A 15,271-nucleotide genomic window follows, 5' to 3' on the forward strand; every position below is an offset into this window, starting at 1 on the left:
TAAATCCATGATCGACTTTCCAAACAGCCTGGAAGGAAGAAGCGCAATGAGCGAGAAGGTATTTTTGGCAGGTGCCACCGGAGCGGTCGGCGCTGCGCTGGTTCCGTTGCTTATCGAAGCGGGCTATACCGTGCATGGCAGCACGCGTCGCGCTGACCGTGCGGGCGTGCTGGAGGCGCAGGGCGTGCATCCGGTCGTCGTCGACGTGTTCGATGCGGCGGCGCTGCGGGCCACGCTGGTGCGCATCGCGCCGTGGGGAGTGATCCATCAGCTCACCGACCTGCCCAAAGACCTGGATCCGGGCCGCATGGCCACGGCTGCGGTGTTCAATGCGCGTGTGCGCACCGAGGGCACACGCAACCTCGTGGCCGCCGCGCAGGCTTCGGGTGCGAAGCGGCTGGTGGCGCAGAGCATCGCCTGGGCCTATGCGCCCGGCCCCAAGCCATTTACGGAAGAGCAGCCGCTCGATACGGAGGCGGAAGGTGTGCGCCGCATCAGCGTCGACGGCGTGGTTGCGCTGGAGAAATGCGTGATGGCTGCGCAGGGCATGACCGCCACTGTGCTGCGCTATGGGCAGCTCTACGGTCCGAACACTTCGACCGATACACCCAAAGGCCCGAGCCCGTTACACGTCGGGGCCGCGGCGCGGGCTGCGTTGCTGGCATTGCAGCGTTCGACCGGCGGCATCTTCAACATCGCCGAAGACGGCGCCGAGGTCAGCACCGAGAAGGCAAAGCGCACGCTGGGCTGGCGTGCCGATGCGCGGCTGTCTCAAGGAGCCATGCCATGAACGCGATGTCTCTCTTCCTGCGCCACCGTACGCGCGCCGGGCTTGCGGCGCTAACTGTTGCAGCCATGGGTTGGGCATTGCTGCCGCACGCGAGCAGGCAATCGACCGTGCAGTTCATCGACGACATCTGCAGCGCCGTGAGCCGCCCGATGTTCGCATCGGCGCCGACCCCCGAAGGCTCAGCCGCCGCGGCGCGACCGCAGACCTCGACCAAGGTGATCTCCTGCGAGGCGCTGCCCAACGTGCCGGGCAAGTCAGTCACCACCGTCCTCGTCGACTTTCCGCCGATGGCCTACTCGCCGGCTCACAGGCATCCGGGCTCGGTGACCGCCATCATTCTCGAAGGCACGGTGCGCTCGCAGTTGGCCGACGGTCCGGTAGGCGACTACAGGCCCGGCGAGACCTTCTTCGAGCCGCCGCGCACGCTGCATCTGTTCGCGGAGAACCCCGATCCGGTGAAACCTGCGAAGCTGGTGGCGGTGTTCGTGGCGGAAGAGAACTGCGGTCCGCTGCTGCTGCCACCCTGAGCTACCGCACCCGGTCTCCGTCGCGCACCGACTCCACCGCGCCGTTGTAGAAGCGAACGATGCCCAGGAAGTTGCCCTGGCCGCGGTGGTAGACCCAGTCTTCCATCGGCACGCACTGCTGCGTTATCACTTGCTGCGCGGGGCCACCGGGGTAGGGCGACAGCACCCACGCCACCTGCGGGCGGGGCACGCAGACGAACTCCTTCGACATCGGCTCGCCGCACTTCTGCACCACAGAGAACTTGGAGTCGCCGACGCCCGAGAGCGAGCCGTTGCAACTCAGCGATTGGGCCGATGCGACGCCGGTGTGCATGACGGCGGCAAGTGGGAGGAGTGCGATCGCGGCGAGTGTGCGCATGGTGTCGATGGGCTCCTTGAGCAGCCTGGGACTGCGGTGGGCCCCGATAGTTTCTCTTGCCGTCATCACGACCGCGGGCCACGCAGCTTGGCGACGCCGAAGCCCAGCGCCAGAGCCGCGCAGAGAAAAACCAGCAACGCGAGCCAGACCGACCGCGTGAATGCATAGGTGCCCAGCGTGGCACCTGCGGCGAGCGCCACGGCCAGCCATTCGAGCACCGGGTCGATCCAGCTCCTGGGCTTGCTGCTGCGTTGCGCGGCCAATGCGCGTTCGTGTTTCTCGATCTGCTGCTGGGTTTGCGGCTTTCGCGGCTTCCGTTGCCTTGGGTCGGGGAAGAGAACTCTCAGCGCCGGCGTGGGCCATGCGTCGTCCGGCGATGCGCCGATGCCCGCCAGTTGCCAGACCGCGTCCGCATCACGGCGCGAGAGATCCGACATGAGGCCATCGAGCACCTTCTTGTCGTTCAAGCGGTCGATGGAGGCCAGCTCGGCGCGCAGCCACGGCTCTGCATCGGCGGCATCAGGCAGCCCCTGGGTCCGCAGCAGGATGTGACTCTCGAAGCCCCGTGCGATCCAGGCTTCGAAGCCTTCGTAGAGAGGTCGGTAGCGCTCGCCGATGGCCGCGATCACGGCTTCGCGCCGCGATGCGAGCCGCTGCAGCGCGGAGGTTTTGTCGGTGATGAGGTACGGGTAGGCGGCGTCGGCGCCGAACTCTTCCAGGCATTCCTCGCGCTCGATGGCGCTGTCTTCATCATCGATGTCGTACGCGTCGATGAAGCGCGCATGGTGGATGTCGCTCTCGCTGAAAAGCGCCCGCCAGAACAACGGAAAGAAGGCATTGGCCTCGAGCTCCCCGCCACGGCCGAAGAAGCCGCGCCATTCGTTGCGGCTGCCTTCGGGCATGCGGGGCAGGGTCGAGCTGGACAGGTAGACGGGGTGGGACATCTTCTTCGCTCCGGGCAAGGGGCGGGCGCCATCTTACGGGCGTGGGCGCAGATTGCTTTCTTGTAATCCGCGCGTCAGGCGATGGCCGGATGGGCTTTCCAGAATCCAGCGCGTGCAGTTCTCATCACTCGCCATTCATCATCCCAAGGAACACCATTCATGAAACGCGCATTCCTCACCACCACCGCTTTCGCCACGTTGCTCGCCGCATCTGTCACAGGCGCCGCCGCATCGGGCACGCACGACAACGCTATCGGCAAACCCGGCGTGGCCGCCAAGGCGACTCGCACGGTCCAGGTCGACATGACCGATGGCATGCGCTTCACGCCAACCGACATCAGCGTCAAGCAGGGCGAGACCGTGCGCTTCGTGGTCAGGAACTCCGGCAAGCTGAAGCATGAACTGGTGCTCGGCACCCAGCAGGACCTGAAGGCGCACTACGCCGCGATGATGAAAAACCCGGAGATGGAACACGCAGAGCCGAACATGGTGACGCTCGCGCCAGGCAAGACCGGCGAGGTCGTCTGGCAGTTCACCAAGGCGGGCAAGGTCGACTTCGGATGCCTGCAGGCGGGGCACTACGACGCAGGGATGAAGGGTGTGGTGAACGTGGCCAGTGCCGAGGGCAAATAGGCATGGGCGCGGCGCGATTGTTTCCGCCGCATGAACGCCGCGGTTCCTTTTGCTGCGGGTTTTTACCTACTCATCGGCTCACAATTCATCTCACAGACCAGCCCACAAGCGAATCTGGATGAACAGGCCCCGAGCGAGGTGGCCGCCCCCCCGAAGGGACGGTGACCCACCCAAGACCGGTTCGAAACCATCCCGTATGCAAAGAACTGAATTGAAGGAAATCCAAATGACCGCCTCGAAGCTCCTCTCCGCCATCTCCATCGCACTGCTGGCTGCTGCCGGTGCCGCTCATGCCGAAAGCTATGACGGTGTGCATCAACTGACCTCGGCCACCAGCCGCGCCGACGTTGCCAGCCAGGCCTTGGTGGCCGCACGCAGCGGCAACCCCTACGCCGACGGCGCCAACTCGGGCCCCGTGCAACTGATCGCCTCGACGACCAGCCGCGCTGCAGTCCGTGCTGAAGCGGTGGCTGCCGCCCACAGCGAGAACCCGTATGCCGAAGGCGTGACCTCGCGTGTCGCTCCGGTGCTGGCAAGCGGTGTCGATCGTTCCACCGTGCGTGCCGCAGCCCGCGCTGCTGCTCGTGGTGACGCTCTGCCGCTGTAATCGACAACGGCAACGCGCATAAATAAAAGCCGGGCCCTGCGAAAGCGGGGCCCGGCTTTTTGTTTGTTTGTCCAGGGGGCGAGCTAGTAGACGCGCTCTTCGATCGGCCCCACGCGGTCCGGATAGAACGCCACGTAGTCCTTGATCTGCGAGACATGCTCGTACGGCGACTCGTAGGTCCACACCGCATTCACCGAGCGCTCGCCGCCGGCCGGAATGCTGTAATAGTTGCACTCGCCCTTGTACGGGCAGTAGGTTGCATGAGACGTGCGCTCGAGCAGCGACATCTTCACGTCCTTGCGGGGTATGTAGTGCACGGTTCCGAAGTGCGCCTCGCGCAGCGTCAGCGCTTCGCGCGTATCGGCGACGACGCAGCCATCGACCGACACCACCACGCGAAGCGGGTTGGGTGCAATGGTGATCGGATGGTCGGGGCCGGGGGTCTTGATGGTGCGTTCTGCGGTAGCGAACATGAGAAAGCTCCTTCGGGCAATCGGGGTGACGCAAGAATCGGCGGATGCGCATCTTGCCGCGATGCCGTGGCGATTTGAAGTAGCCAGAAAATCGGCCCATTCGCGACATGGTTAAAGACCGCGAATTCATTTGAATGGCTCTGGGAGCCTTTCGGATTGTGATTCAGCATGTAAGGAATACTGAAGTTCCATATCTTCGGTGCGCAGGTTGCGTGTGGTCACGAATGTGTGTGCTACACGCATCAGCCTTCGATGAGTCGAAGGCCCACGGTACCGCCGATTACCAGCGCGATGCATGCCATTCGCGGTGCGGAAAGGGCCTCGCCGAAGAACAAAACGCCCATCAGCACCACGCCCACCGAGCCGATGCCGGTCCAGATTGCGTAGGCCGGGCCCAGCGGCAGGTAGCGCAGCGCCCTGGCCAGCAGGTAGATGCTGAGCAGCGCGGTCGACACGCCCACGACCGACGGCACGAGCCGTGTCCAGTCTTCCGATTGCTTGAGTGCGGCGGCCATCGCGATCTCGACGAGACCTGCCGTCAGTAGAAATATCCAACCCATGAAAAACTCCTTCGATGCTGTTGCGGGTAGAGCTGAACCGGATAATTCCGGGCCGGGCACCGATCAACAAGTACACACCTTTTGGTAACCATGGGAAATTCAAAGACGCCATCGAAGAAGTCCGAGCCTGTGGAAGAAGCCGAGGCAGCACCCGCCGATGTGTGGAATGCCGACTGCCCCTCGCGCCGCGTGCTGGAGCTCATTGCCAACAAGTGGGCGCTGCTGGTCATCCCGCTGCTGCGCGGCAAGCCGCAGCGCAACAACGAGCTGCTGCGCAAGGTGGGCGGCATCTCGCAGAAGATGCTCACTCAGACCCTGCGCGACCTCGAGCTCAACGGGCTGGTGCTGCGCGAAGACCACCAGACGGTGCCGCCGCACGTCGAGTACAGGCTCAGCCCGCTCGGCCTGTCATTGAGCAAGACGCTGATCGCCGTGGACCGCTGGGCCGAGGCGAACCATGCACAGATCGACGCGGCGCGGCACCGTCAGTGATACCTTCGCCCGACCTCGAGCGATCCATCGAAGGACCGAAGTGAAGAAGAACAAACTCGCCACGCTGTTGCTCGCTGGCCTATTGGCCGCCGGCGCCTGGGCCCAGGACTGGCCCGCCAAGCCCGTGCGCGTGATCGTGCCCGCGCCGGCCGGCAGCTCGCTCGACCTGATCGCGCGCACGCTGGCCGACCGCCTGCGCGTGATGTGGAAGCAGCCCGTGGTGGTCGAGACCAAGGCAGGCGCGGGCGGCCTGATCGGCATGGACACGGTGGCCAAGGCGCCGCACGACGGCTACACGCTCGGCATCGGCTTCAACGGCCCGATTGCCTTCGGCCCCTACATGTACGCACGCATGCCCTATGCGCCCGCGCGCGACCTTGTGCCCATCGTGCTCACGACCTCGCAGCCCAACGTGCTGGCGGTGCAGGCGGGCAACCCCGCGAACACGCTGCCCGAGTTCGTCGAATGGGCGAAGCAGCGCGGCAGCAAGTTCAGCTATGCATCGGTGGGAGCGGGCAGTTCGTCGCATCTCACGATGGAGTTGTTTCGCAGCGCGGCGCATATCGAGGCGGTGCACGTGCCGTACTCGGGCTCGCCGCCCGCGGGGCTGTCTCTGGCGGCCGGCGACACGCAGGCGCTGTTCACGGTGGCGCCCGCGCTGCTGCCGCTGATCCAGGGTCAGCGCGTGAAGCTCATTGCCGTGACCAGCGCCAAGCGCTCTGAACTCATGAAAGACCTGCCCACCGTGGCCGAGTCGGGCTACCCGGGTTTCGAGTCGCTGGCCTGGAACGGCTTGTTCACCGCCAGCGGCACGCCGCCCGAGGTGGTGCGCCGCATCAATGCCGACGTCAACGCCGTGCTGCAGGAGCCGGCGGTGCGCGAACTGCTGGCCAACCAGGGGCTGGTGGCGGGTGGCGGCTCACCGGAAGAATTCAAGGCCTTCATCGACAGCGAAGGCCGCAAATGGGGTGCGATCATTGCCAAGGTTGGCATCCGCCTCGACCAATAACACTCCCGACAACCCACGCCAGAAGACTCCAGGAAGAGAAAGAACATGGAACAGCAGTTTCCCCGCGACATCTACACGGAACCCGAGCCCGATCCGCACACGCTCGCCAACCTCGGCCCGCTCACGGGCCTGGCCGGCATCTGGATCGGCAAGGCCGGCCACGACGTGAGCCCGAAGGAAGACGGCCCCGAGGCCGAGGCCTACATCGAGCACGCGGAGTTCCAGCCCATCGACGCGCAGACCAACGGGCCGCAGATCTTCTACGGGCTGCGCTACCACCTGCGCATCGTCAAGCCCGACGACGTGGAGACTTTTCACGATCAGGTCGGCTACTGGCTGTGGGAGCCCGCTACGGGCGCGCTGATCCAGACTCTGTCGATCCCGCGCGGGCTCACGGCCATGGCCACGGGGCACGCGAAGGCCGAAGACCGCAGCTTCAGGCTCGAAGCTGTGCGCGGCGGCGAGACCAACGGCATCGTGGCCAACCCGTTCCTGGAGCATGCGTTCAAGACGCTGCGCTACAGCATCGAAGTGACCATCCACGACGACGGCAGCTGGTCGTACGAGCTTGAAACAGTGCTGAGCGTGCTCGGAAAGCCCGAGCCCTTCAGCCACACCGACCGCAACACGCTGCGCAAGATCGGCGAGCCCACACCGAACCCGACTGCACAGGCTGCGATGGCGGCAAACGCCGCAGCCTGAGGCGCTACTTCGCGAGTGCCGCTTCCACGTCCGCGTGGAACTTGGCCGAGCACCACTCGGTCGCGCCGAAGTACAGCGACGCTTGCGCGCCGCTCGCGAGCGTCGATTGCGCAGAAACGCCGAGCGCGAAGTCTTCGTCGAGCGCGCCCCAGAACGACTCGACGTTCTTGCGCCAGTAGTTCACCGACTTCTCGGTCTTCGGAAGCTCGGGAACGAGCGTGCTCGCGATCACGCGCGAGCGCCCCGGCGATTCGGGCAGCACGGTGAACGCGTTGGCGTGGTCGCCCTCGTGCAGGATGAAAGTCGCCGGGAAGAAGTAGTAAATGATGTTCGAGTGCGGCCCCACCTGCCATGCCTGCGTGGGCGTGCCGCGCAGGCCTTCGATGCTGCGCTTGGGCAGGAACAGGCGCTGGTGCTGCCGGTCGTAGTCGGCCATCAGCAGGTTGTCGTAGAACAGCGCGGCGATGCTGTTGCGGTGCGCGTACTGGAAGTGATATGTCTCCAGGTTCGCCTCGAAAGGGATCTTCCAGTTGGCCGCGTTGTCGAAGGCGTGCTGGTGAAACGGCACCCAGCTGTCGTAGCCCCATGAGCGCAGGTCGGCGCCGAATCGGCCCAGCCAGTCGTCGATGTCGATCCTGGCGCTTTCGCCGTTCGCCACCACACGGGGGATGGCCCAGACGAAGCCCAGCGCTTCGGCAACCGGCACGCGCGCCAGGCTGCAATCCGATGCTGGCGCATGCGGAAAGTCTTCCGCCGACGGGCGCCCGCGCAGCGTGCCATCGAGCCCGTAGGTCCAGCTGTGGTACGGGCAGATCAGGGCGCGTTGATTCGATGCGCCGGGCGGCTTCAACCGCGCGCCGCGGTGGCGGCAGGCATTGACGAAGCCGTTGAGTTCTCCTTCTTGCCCGCGCACGAACACCAGCGGCATGCCGGCCACGTCGATGGCGAACGAATCGCCGGCATTCGGGAGAGACGCCGAAGGGCACAGCGCCAGCGGATAGCGCCTGAAGATGCGTTCGACCTCCCGCTCATGGCGTTCAGGATCGAGATAGCGCGTCACCGGACTGACGCCCGGCTCACCGCGCTCGCTGCCGCCGGTCTCGATCAGCGCGAGCGCGCGTCGGATCAGTGCAATCTGTTCTTCATGCTGCATGCGCGCGATTGTGGCGAGCGAGTCGTGCGGCGGCTTGTTTCAACTGGTCGTGTTTCTCTGCCCGGATAGAACAAACACGCATAGCTCATAACCGGTTATGTCGATAGCCTCAGGGCATGGACCTGAAACAGCTGGAGTACTTCATCCGCGTGGCCGAACTCGGCAGCTTCACCCGCGCGTCGGACGTCATCGACATCGCGCAGCCCGCATTGAGCCGCCAGGTGCGCCAGCTGGAAGTGGAGTTGCGGCAGAACCTGCTGGTGCGCAACGGCCGCGGCGTGGTGACCACGGATGCCGGCAAGCGCCTGCTGGAGCATGGCCGCGGCATCCTCCACCAGGTCGAGCGGGCACGGGAAGACATGAGCCTCATGCGGGATGCGCTGGCCGGTCGGGTCGCCGTCGGCCTGCCGCCCAGCGTGGCCGGTGTGCTGACGGTGCCGCTGGTGCGGGCCGTGCGTGAGCGGCTGCCCGATGCGGCGCTGTCGATCACCGAGAACCTATCGACGGCAATGCAGGAATCGCTGCTCACCGGCCGGCTCGACATTGCGCTGCTCTACAACCCGCAGCCTTCGCCCGACGTGGACAGCGAGACGGTGCTGGAGGAAGACCTGTTCCTGGTCAGCGCGACCAAGGGCACTGGGCCGGCGCGGCGCGGTGCGCCACTGGCCTTGCATCAGCTGGCCGAGCAGCAACTGGTGATCCCGACCCGGCCCAACGCGATCCGCATGCTGGTCGAGGCGGAGCTTGCTGCTATTGGCCGGCGGCCGCAGATCGCGCTGGAGATCGACGGCGTTCCGGCCATCCTCGCGCTGGTGGCCGATGGCGCCGGCCATGCCGTGCTGTCGCGCAATGCGGTCACCCTCGCGGGACGGTCGCAGCGCTATGCGATCAGGCCCATCGTCAAGCCCGGCCTGCGCAGCCGACTGGCGCTGGCGACCAGTTCGCAGCGGCCAGTCACGCGCACGCAGCGGGCCATGGGGGAACTGCTGCGCGAGCTCGTGCAGCAGCACCTCGGTGCCAATGTAGTGGCCGATGCAGCTCAGAAGCGGTGACGCATGCCCACACCCACACTGCCGCTGTTTCGAAAGCCGGTCAGCCGGTCTTGCATGTAGACCGCGTACAGGTCGGTCCGCTTTGACAGAAAGTGGTCATAGCCGGCCGTCCAGGTGGTGCGGTGTGTTTCGGCGGCGCCCGTCACCTTGCGCTCGGTGCGCGCCACCGAGGCGAGGAAACGCCCTGCACCCACCGGAACCGCCGCTCCCAGCTGCGCGGTATTGGCGGTAGTGCGGATGTCGGGCGTGCGGGTGCGCTGCAACTGGCCGTACAGCTGCACGGCCTTGAAGTCGTAGGAGGCGCCGATCAGCGCGGCATCCTGCCGGCCGATGGTCGTGGTGAAGCCGGGGCCCGTCTTGGCCTGCTGCACAGACACCACGGCGGCAAAGGGCCCGGCCGCGTAGTTGAGGGTCAGGTTCAGGTTGCGGATGCCTTCGCGGTCCTGCACTTCGCCCATGCCGTAGAGCAGGCTGGCGCGCAGCCCGGCGAAGGTAGGCGAGGTGTACTGGATGGCGTTGCTCCACACGCTGTCGCCGAGCACGGCGCGGTTGTACGTGGGCTGCCATGTGTGGAGCATGACGGGCGAGAACTGCAGCGACACGCCGAATGGATTGAAGGCGCCGCTGGCCACGAACATCGGATTGGTCTGCCGGCCGAGCGACAGCTGGCCGAAGCCGCCGGCCAGGCCCACCCACGCGTTCCGCGAGAAGTACGGGTCGGTGCTGTTGCGCCCGAAGGTGCCGGAGTCGGTCTGGAAGAAGCTTTCCAGTGCGAACTGCGCCTGCAGCCCATCGCCGAGGCTCTCGCTGCCTCGTACGCCCCAGTAAGCCGTCGTCATGCCGCCGCTGCCGAGCACCTTGGTGCGGCCGGGCTCGTCGCTGCGCTGCATCGATCCGACGAAGGCATCGAGCAGGCCGTAGATCTGCACGCTGGCCCCAGGGTCTGCGGCAGTCTGTGCCCACGGGGAATGCGTGGTGGTGCACAGAGCCAGCACCGGCAGGGCGCGCAGCGAAAGTGCCTGAAGGCGGGAAAGTCTTCTCATGTCGTCTGTCTCCTCGTTGTGATTCGTAGCCTGCAAGGGCGCAGGCGCGCGCGTCCGCACGCCACGGTTGCGCCGTGGCGTGGGGGCGGTGTCAGTGGTGTGTACGAAGCGCGGCGGCGGCGCTCAGTCGTACCAGTACAGGCGGGTCGGGTTGTCGACCAGCAGCTTGCGAAGCTGCGCCGGGTCGTCGCTGAACAGCGGCAGCAGGTCGACCAGCTTGCCGTCGTCGGGCATTTCGCGCACGTTGGGGTGTGGCCAGTCGGTGCCCCACAGCACGCGGTCGGGCGCGGCTTCGATCAGCCGGCGCGCGAAGGGCACGGCATCCGCATAGGGCTGGCCCTGGGTCGAGAGGGTCTGCGAGATGCGCTCGGCGCCGCTCACCTTGACCCACGCGCGCTCGTCGCGCATCAGCTCCAGCATCATCTCGCAGGCCTTTTGGTCGAGGCCGTGCTCGACCATCGTGCGGCCCATGTGGTCGATGACGAAGGGCACCGGCAGCGTGTCGAGGAATGCGCGGTAGGTGACAAGGTCATCTGCGTCCAGATGCAGCACCAGGTGCCAGCCCAGCGGCCGGATGCGCTCGGCCATGCGCAGCACCGTGGGCAGGTCGGGCGCGCCGCCCAGGTGCTGCACGAAGTTGAAGCGCACCGAGCGCACGCCGGCCTTGTGCAGCGCGGCGAGTTCGGCATCGGTGATGCCCGCGCCCACCATGGCCACGCCGCGATAGGTGTCGGGCGATTGCGCAATGGCGTCGAGCATGGCGCGGTTGTCATGGCCATGCACGCTGGCCTGCACCAGCACCACGCGTTCGATGCCCAGCAGTTCGTGTAGGGCGCGCAGCTTTGCGGCGGGCGCATCGGGCGGCGTGTAGCGGCGGTTGTCCGAATACGGAAACACGTCGCCGGGGCCGAACACATGGCAATGCGCGTCGCAGGCGCCGGCTGGCAGTCGGAACGTGGGGCGGCTCGAGTTTGGATGGGGCGGGGCGATGGTTTTCATCAAGGCGGATTCACTGTGCTTACTGCTTGGGGATGCCGGCGCGCTGGATCACGGCCGACCAACGTTGGATCTCGCTGTCGAGCAGCCGCGCCTGCTCTTGCGGGGTGCTGCCGCGCGGCTCCACGCCGAGGTTCTGCAGGCGTTTCTTGACTTCGGGCGAAGCCAGCGCCGCACGGGCCTCCTGGTTCAGGCGGGCGATCACGTCGGGCGGTGTCTTGGCGGGCGCGGCCAGCGCGTTCCACGATGCGACCTGGAAGCCTGGCGTCCCGCTTTCCGCAACGGTCGGCACGTCCGGCAGGCTGGGCGAGCGCTTGTCGCCCATGACCGCCAGCGCGCGCATGGCCTTGCCTTCGATCTGCGAGAGAACGGGCGAGAGGATTTCCACCGCCACGTCGACCTGCCCGCCACGCAGCGCCGTGACCACGGCCGGCGTGCCGTTGAAGGGCACGACCTGCGCATCGATGCCGAGTGAACTCTTCAGCAGCTCTCCTGCCAGGTTCTGCGTACTGCCGACGTTGATGGTGCCGATGTTGAGCTGGCCCGGATGGGCCTTGGCGTGAGCCACCAGGTCGGCGAATGTCTTGAACTTGCTGTTGCTCGCCGTGAGCACTGCCATGTCGAAGTAGCCGAGCGTCGAGATCGGCGCGAAATCTTTCGTCGTGTCGTAGGGCAGCGACTTGAACAGGCCCACGCTCACGGCATTGCCGTTGGACATCAGCAGCAGCGTGTGGCCGTCCGGTGGCGCCTTGGCTACCGTGTCGGAAGCCACCACGCCACCCGCGCCGGGCTTGTTGTCGACCACGATGCTCTGGCCCATCGATTCGGACATCTTCTGGGCCACGCTGCGCGCGACCAGGTCCGCCACGCCGCCGGCACCGAAGGGCACGACCAGGCGGATCGGACGCGAAGACAGGGGGGCGGCCAGCGCGGGCGATGCGCGCAAACCGGCGGCCAGGGTCAGCATCAGGCCGACGAAGCCGCGACGGGAATGTCTCATGTGTCTCCTTGTTGAACTTGTGTGCGGCCTTGCGCGCCGCCGACCCGAACTATTGCCCGTGGGTCATCCCCCGGCAAGATCGCGTTCGCACTGGGAGATATAGTTTTTCGGCATGGCTGGGCGCTCGCGTGGCGCTCAGCGTCAATCCAGCCGCAGCGACCCCAGCCGCGCGACGATCAGGTCGTGCAGCGTTTGCGCCGCCACCGACAGGCTACCTTCGCGCCGCTGCACCATGTAGAGCGTGCGCGTGAGGGAAGGCAGGGGCAGCGGCCGCGTTACCAGCGTCTCGCGCTGGAAGTGGAACAGCGTGAGCGCAGGCACCACGCTGATGCCCAGCCCGGCCTCGACCAGCCCCATCACGGTGGCCAGGTGCTCCACCTCGAACACCGCATTCAGCCTTTGCGGATGCAGCGCCGCGTCGAGCGCCTGCCGCACGCTGCTGTTGCGCGCCATCTGGATGAAGGGGTGGGGCGCGATCTTCTTCACCGTGAGGCGCGGTTCGCGCGCCAGCGGGTGGTCGGCGCGGCACACGAGGTGGAAGCGGTCGGTGCAGAGCTTGCGCGCACGCAGGTCGCTGTCTGCCGTGCCTCCGGCGCCCGAGGCGGCGAGCGCGAAGTCGGCCTGGCCGTTGCGCACCAGCGCGATGCAGGCGTCGGACAACGCATCGTCCAGGTCGATGCGGATGCCCGGCCAGGCTTGCATGAATTCTGCGAACACCATGGGCAGCCAACCGGCCGCGAGTGAGGGCAGGGCCGCTACGCGCACGCGGCCCTTGCGGCGCTCCACGTGGTCGGCAAGGTCGCCCATGGCGCTGCCCATGTCGTCGAGCAGCCGGCGCGCGGAGCCCTCGAACAGCCGGCCTTCGGGCGTGAGCTGCACGCTGCGCGTGTCGCGGTCGAAAAGGCGGGTGCCGATTGCGTCTTCCAGCGTGCGGATCAGCGCGCTGAACGCGGGCTGCGAGAGATGGCTGCTCTGCGCCGCGCGCGTGAAGTTGCGGTGCTCTGCCAGCGCGAGAAAGGCGCGCAGCTGCCGCGTGGAGAGGTCGGGCGTCTTTCTCATCATGTCTCTCTTGTTATTTGAAAAGCGGATCAATCGATCCGTATTTTCGATTTTACGGATGACCGGCCGCTGCCTACAGTGCACGGCAATGAACTCCATTGATCCGCCCACGCTGCTGATAGGTTGCGCCGCCGGCTTCTCGGGCGACCGCACCGACGCCGCCGGGCCGGTGGTCGACACGCTGATCGCGCGGCTGGCAAGCGGCCCCAAGGGGCAGCGCGCCTTCCTCATCTTCGAGACGCTGGCCGAGCGCACGCTCGCGCTGGCCCAACTGCGCCGCCGCGACAACCCTGAAGCGGGCTACGAGCCGCTGCTCGACCACATGCTGCGCCCCGTGCTCGCGCGTTGCCTGGCGCATGGCATCCGCATCGTGAGCAACTTCGGCGCCGCCAACCCGCGCGCCGCCGCCCGGCATATCGCCCGCATGGCGCGCGAACTGGGTGCGAGCGCGCCGCGCATCGCGGTGGTGGAGGGCGACGACCTGTCGGGGCCCGAACACCGCGCGCTGCTGAACGAAGCGCTCGGCGCGCAGATGGAAGGGCTGCGCATGGTCAGCGCCAATGCCTACATCGGCGCCGAGCCGATTGCCGCCGCGCTCGACGCGGGCGCGCAGATCGTGGTGTGCGGGCGCGTGGCCGACCCGTCGCTCACCGTTGGCCCGGCCATGTCGCACTTCGGCTGGCGCGCCGACGACTGGGACCGGCTGGGCCGCGCGACCATGGCGGGGCATCTGCTCGAATGCGGCGCGCAGGTGTGCGGCGGCTACTTCGCCGACCCTGGCTACAAGACCGTGCCGGGGCTGGAAACGGTGGGCTTCCCCATCGCAGAGATCGACGCCGACGGCCGCTGCACCATCGGCAAGGCCGACGGCACCGGCGGCCTCGTGAGCGAAGCCACGGTGAAGGAGCAACTGCTCTACGAAGTGCACGACCCTGCGGCCTACCTGACGCCCGACGTGGTCGCCGATATCGCCGACGCTGAAGTGCACGCGCTGCCCGGCGTGGATCGCGTTGCGCTCTCCGGCGTGCGCGGCCATGCACGGCCGGGCCGCTACAAGGTCAACGTTTGCCATGAAGGCGGCTGGCTGGCCGAGGGCGAAATCTCCTATGCGGGGCCGCGCGCCGAGGCCCGTGCGCGGCTCGCGGCGGACGTGCTGCGCAAGCGCCTGGCCGGACTCGCGTTGCGCGTGGACCTGATCGGCGCGCTGAGCATCCTGGGCGACGACGCGGGCCGTGCGCTGGCGGATACACCCGACGCCGGCCTGCGCGACGTGCGCCTGCGCGTTGCGGCCACGCATGCCGATCGCGCGCAGGCCGAGCGACTGGCGCGCGAGGTCATGGCGCTCTACACCTGCGGCCCGGCAGGCGGCGGCGGCGTGCGCACCGCGCTCACGCCGCGGCTCAACACGCTGTCGTGCCTGCTGCCGCGCGAGGCGGTGCCTGTGCGTTTCGAACTGCTCGGCGAGGAGGCCCTGGCATGAACACCACTACCGACACCGTCGAAGTGTCGCTGTATCGCGCCGCGCACGGCCGCACCGGCGACAAGGGCGATCGCTCCAACATCAGTGTCATCGCCTGGCACGCGGAACTCTATCCCTTGCTGGTCGAGCAGCTCACGCCCGAGCGCGTCGCTGCGCAGTTCCACCACCGTGCGCCGTCGCAGGTGCAGCGCTTCGTGTTGCCGAAGCTGCATGCGATGAACTTCGTGCTCGACGCGGTGCTGGACGGCGGCGTCAACGACGCGCTGAACCTCGATGCGCACGGCAAGGCGCTGTCCTTCCTGCTGCTCGACATGCCTGTTCGCGTGCCTCGTGCGCTTGTGCACTTGCTGGCAGGACCATAGCCGCAGCCCTTTTCTTTTCCCCTAGCCATTC

The 15,271-nt window shown here is 66.8% G+C and carries 19 protein-coding genes; 10 read left to right on the top strand and 9 right to left on the bottom strand.

The annotated features are described in order from the left end of the window. Nucleotides 1-46: 46 nt before the first annotated feature. Nucleotides 47-790, top strand: a complete 744-nt coding sequence (locus BLW48_RS17210) for an NAD-dependent epimerase/dehydratase family protein (RefSeq protein ID WP_093176538.1) — start codon at nt 47-49, stop codon at nt 788-790. Further along, nucleotides 787-1,317 (top strand): cupin domain-containing protein, encoded by a 531-nt coding sequence (locus tag BLW48_RS17215; RefSeq protein WP_371127552.1) that lies wholly within the window; start codon nt 787-789, stop codon nt 1,315-1,317. Before BLW48_RS17210 ends, BLW48_RS17215 begins: the two co-directional genes overlap by 4 nt. A 1-nt stretch (nt 1,318) precedes the next feature. Here BLW48_RS17215 and BLW48_RS17220 read toward each other — a convergent pair whose 3' ends face one another. Then, nucleotides 1,319-1,675 (bottom strand): DUF2845 domain-containing protein, encoded by a 357-nt coding sequence (locus BLW48_RS17220; RefSeq protein ID WP_093176539.1) that lies wholly within the window; start codon nt 1,673-1,675, stop codon nt 1,319-1,321. Between the two features lie 65 nt (nt 1,676-1,740). Continuing rightward, the gene (locus tag BLW48_RS17225) at nt 1,741-2,619 is read right to left on the bottom strand and encodes a hypothetical protein (protein WP_093176541.1); all 879 of its coding nucleotides are present in this window, start codon (nt 2,617-2,619) and stop codon (nt 1,741-1,743) included. Nucleotides 2,620-2,778: 159 nt separating this feature from the next. Here BLW48_RS17225 and BLW48_RS17230 point away from each other — a divergent pair, with 159 nt between their 5' ends. Together BLW48_RS17230 and BLW48_RS17235 are read left to right on the top strand one after the other, a co-directional pair. Beyond that, nucleotides 2,779-3,252: a cupredoxin domain-containing protein gene (locus BLW48_RS17230; protein ID WP_093176542.1), complete on the top strand. Its 474-nt coding sequence runs from the start codon at nt 2,779-2,781 to the stop codon at nt 3,250-3,252. Nucleotides 3,253-3,478: 226 nt separating this feature from the next. Continuing rightward, a complete protein-coding gene (locus BLW48_RS17235) occupies nt 3,479-3,859 on the top strand; it encodes a helicase SNF2 (protein WP_093080358.1) in 381 nt (126 codons plus the stop codon). 83 nt (nt 3,860-3,942) lie between these two features. Here BLW48_RS17235 and BLW48_RS17240 read toward each other — a convergent pair whose 3' ends face one another. Both BLW48_RS17240 and BLW48_RS17245 read right to left on the bottom strand, forming a co-directional pair. Next, on the bottom strand, nt 3,943-4,332 hold the full coding sequence (locus tag BLW48_RS17240) for a DUF427 domain-containing protein (protein WP_093052527.1): 390 nt from the start codon (nt 4,330-4,332) through the stop codon (nt 3,943-3,945). A gap of 242 nt (nt 4,333-4,574) precedes the next feature. After that, on the bottom strand, nt 4,575-4,892 hold the full coding sequence (locus tag BLW48_RS17245; protein ID WP_093176544.1) for a DMT family transporter: 318 nt from the start codon (nt 4,890-4,892) through the stop codon (nt 4,575-4,577). Nucleotides 4,893-4,982: 90 nt separating this feature from the next. On the opposite strand from BLW48_RS17245, the gene BLW48_RS17250 reads away from it, so the two are divergent. Genes BLW48_RS17250 through BLW48_RS17260 form a run of 3 tightly spaced genes read left to right on the top strand, consistent with a single transcriptional unit; the run spans nt 4,983 to nt 7,095 of the window. Further along, entirely contained in the window at nt 4,983-5,384 is a 402-nt protein-coding gene (locus tag BLW48_RS17250; RefSeq protein ID WP_093080363.1) for a winged helix-turn-helix transcriptional regulator, read from the top strand. Nucleotides 5,385-5,424: 40 nt separating this feature from the next. Then, nucleotides 5,425-6,393, top strand: a complete 969-nt coding sequence (locus BLW48_RS17255; protein ID WP_093176546.1) for a Bug family tripartite tricarboxylate transporter substrate binding protein — start codon at nt 5,425-5,427, stop codon at nt 6,391-6,393. Between the two features lie 45 nt (nt 6,394-6,438). After that, nucleotides 6,439-7,095 carry an FABP family protein gene (locus tag BLW48_RS17260; RefSeq protein WP_093176547.1) on the top strand — a complete coding sequence of 219 codons (657 nt, stop codon included), beginning with the start codon at nt 6,439-6,441 and terminating at the stop codon, nt 7,093-7,095. Between the two features lie 4 nt (nt 7,096-7,099). Here the strand turns inward: BLW48_RS17260 and BLW48_RS17265 are convergent, their stop codons facing one another. Continuing rightward, the gene (locus BLW48_RS17265; protein ID WP_093176549.1) at nt 7,100-8,248 is read right to left on the bottom strand and encodes an aromatic ring-hydroxylating oxygenase subunit alpha; all 1,149 of its coding nucleotides are present in this window, start codon (nt 8,246-8,248) and stop codon (nt 7,100-7,102) included. Nucleotides 8,249-8,364: 116 nt separating this feature from the next. On the opposite strand from BLW48_RS17265, the gene BLW48_RS17270 reads away from it, so the two are divergent. Further along, on the top strand, nt 8,365-9,300 hold the full coding sequence (locus BLW48_RS17270) for a LysR substrate-binding domain-containing protein (protein WP_093176551.1): 936 nt from the start codon (nt 8,365-8,367) through the stop codon (nt 9,298-9,300). Here the strand turns inward: BLW48_RS17270 and BLW48_RS17275 are convergent. The 4 genes from BLW48_RS17275 to BLW48_RS17290 form a co-directional block, all read right to left on the bottom strand. Continuing rightward, complete coding sequence (locus BLW48_RS17275; protein WP_093176552.1) at nt 9,288-10,343, bottom strand: porin; 1,056 nt, start codon at nt 10,341-10,343, stop codon at nt 9,288-9,290. The two genes, BLW48_RS17270 and BLW48_RS17275, sit on opposite strands and share 13 nt — an antisense overlap. Before the next feature lie 123 nt (nt 10,344-10,466). Continuing rightward, nucleotides 10,467-11,342 carry an amidohydrolase family protein gene (locus BLW48_RS17280; RefSeq protein WP_093176554.1) on the bottom strand — a complete coding sequence of 292 codons (876 nt, stop codon included), beginning with the start codon at nt 11,340-11,342 and terminating at the stop codon, nt 10,467-10,469. 19 nt (nt 11,343-11,361) lie between these two features. Beyond that, entirely contained in the window at nt 11,362-12,339 is a 978-nt protein-coding gene (locus BLW48_RS17285) for a Bug family tripartite tricarboxylate transporter substrate binding protein (RefSeq protein WP_093176556.1), read from the bottom strand. A 141-nt stretch (nt 12,340-12,480) separates the two neighbouring features. Next, nucleotides 12,481-13,398, bottom strand: coding sequence for a LysR family transcriptional regulator (locus BLW48_RS17290; RefSeq protein WP_093176557.1), 918 nt, complete (start codon nt 13,396-13,398; stop codon nt 12,481-12,483). Between the two features lie 88 nt (nt 13,399-13,486). Between BLW48_RS17290 and BLW48_RS17295 the strand changes: the two genes are divergently transcribed. Together BLW48_RS17295 and BLW48_RS17300 are read left to right on the top strand one after the other, a co-directional pair. Beyond that, nucleotides 13,487-14,878, top strand: coding sequence for an acyclic terpene utilization AtuA family protein (locus BLW48_RS17295; protein WP_093176559.1), 1,392 nt, complete (start codon nt 13,487-13,489; stop codon nt 14,876-14,878). Further along, entirely contained in the window at nt 14,875-15,240 is a 366-nt protein-coding gene (locus BLW48_RS17300; protein ID WP_093176560.1) for an AtuA-related protein, read from the top strand. The genes BLW48_RS17295 and BLW48_RS17300 overlap by 4 nt, the downstream gene beginning before the upstream one ends. Nucleotides 15,241-15,271 lie beyond the last annotated feature (31 nt).

The sequence above is a fragment of the Variovorax sp. YR266 genome (assembly GCF_900107295.1).
Lineage (GTDB): Bacteria > Pseudomonadota > Gammaproteobacteria > Burkholderiales > Burkholderiaceae_C > Variovorax.

Bases quoted from the DNA above. Each gene is read 5' to 3' on its own strand.
- BLW48_RS17225 (WP_093176541.1), bottom strand. From the start codon at position 2,619: ATGTCCCACCCCGTCTACCTGTCCAGCTCGACCCTGCCCCGCATGCCC.
- BLW48_RS17220 (WP_093176539.1), bottom strand. From the start codon at position 1,675: ATGCGCACACTCGCCGCGATCGCACTCCTCCCACTTGCCGCCGTCATG.
- BLW48_RS17270 (WP_093176551.1), top strand. From the start codon at position 8,365: ATGGACCTGAAACAGCTGGAGTACTTCATCCGCGTGGCCGAACTCGGC.
- BLW48_RS17240 (WP_093052527.1), bottom strand. From the start codon at position 4,332: ATGTTCGCTACCGCAGAACGCACCATCAAGACCCCCGGCCCCGACCAT.
- BLW48_RS17280 (WP_093176554.1), bottom strand. From the start codon at position 11,342: ATGAAAACCATCGCCCCGCCCCATCCAAACTCGAGCCGCCCCACGTTC.
- BLW48_RS17260 (WP_093176547.1), top strand. From the start codon at position 6,439: ATGGAACAGCAGTTTCCCCGCGACATCTACACGGAACCCGAGCCCGAT.
- BLW48_RS17300 (WP_093176560.1), top strand. From the start codon at position 14,875: ATGAACACCACTACCGACACCGTCGAAGTGTCGCTGTATCGCGCCGCG.
- BLW48_RS17285 (WP_093176556.1), bottom strand. From the start codon at position 12,339: ATGAGACATTCCCGTCGCGGCTTCGTCGGCCTGATGCTGACCCTGGCC.
- BLW48_RS17275 (WP_093176552.1), bottom strand. From the start codon at position 10,343: ATGAGAAGACTTTCCCGCCTTCAGGCACTTTCGCTGCGCGCCCTGCCG.
- BLW48_RS17250 (WP_093080363.1), top strand. From the start codon at position 4,983: ATGGGAAATTCAAAGACGCCATCGAAGAAGTCCGAGCCTGTGGAAGAA.
- BLW48_RS17210 (WP_093176538.1), top strand. From the start codon at position 47: ATGAGCGAGAAGGTATTTTTGGCAGGTGCCACCGGAGCGGTCGGCGCT.
- BLW48_RS17265 (WP_093176549.1), bottom strand. From the start codon at position 8,248: ATGCAGCATGAAGAACAGATTGCACTGATCCGACGCGCGCTCGCGCTG.
- BLW48_RS17215 (WP_371127552.1), top strand. From the start codon at position 787: ATGAACGCGATGTCTCTCTTCCTGCGCCACCGTACGCGCGCCGGGCTT.
- BLW48_RS17230 (WP_093176542.1), top strand. From the start codon at position 2,779: ATGAAACGCGCATTCCTCACCACCACCGCTTTCGCCACGTTGCTCGCC.
- BLW48_RS17295 (WP_093176559.1), top strand. From the start codon at position 13,487: ATGAACTCCATTGATCCGCCCACGCTGCTGATAGGTTGCGCCGCCGGC.
- BLW48_RS17235 (WP_093080358.1), top strand. From the start codon at position 3,479: ATGACCGCCTCGAAGCTCCTCTCCGCCATCTCCATCGCACTGCTGGCT.
- BLW48_RS17290 (WP_093176557.1), bottom strand. From the start codon at position 13,398: ATGAGAAAGACGCCCGACCTCTCCACGCGGCAGCTGCGCGCCTTTCTC.
- BLW48_RS17245 (WP_093176544.1), bottom strand. From the start codon at position 4,892: ATGGGTTGGATATTTCTACTGACGGCAGGTCTCGTCGAGATCGCGATG.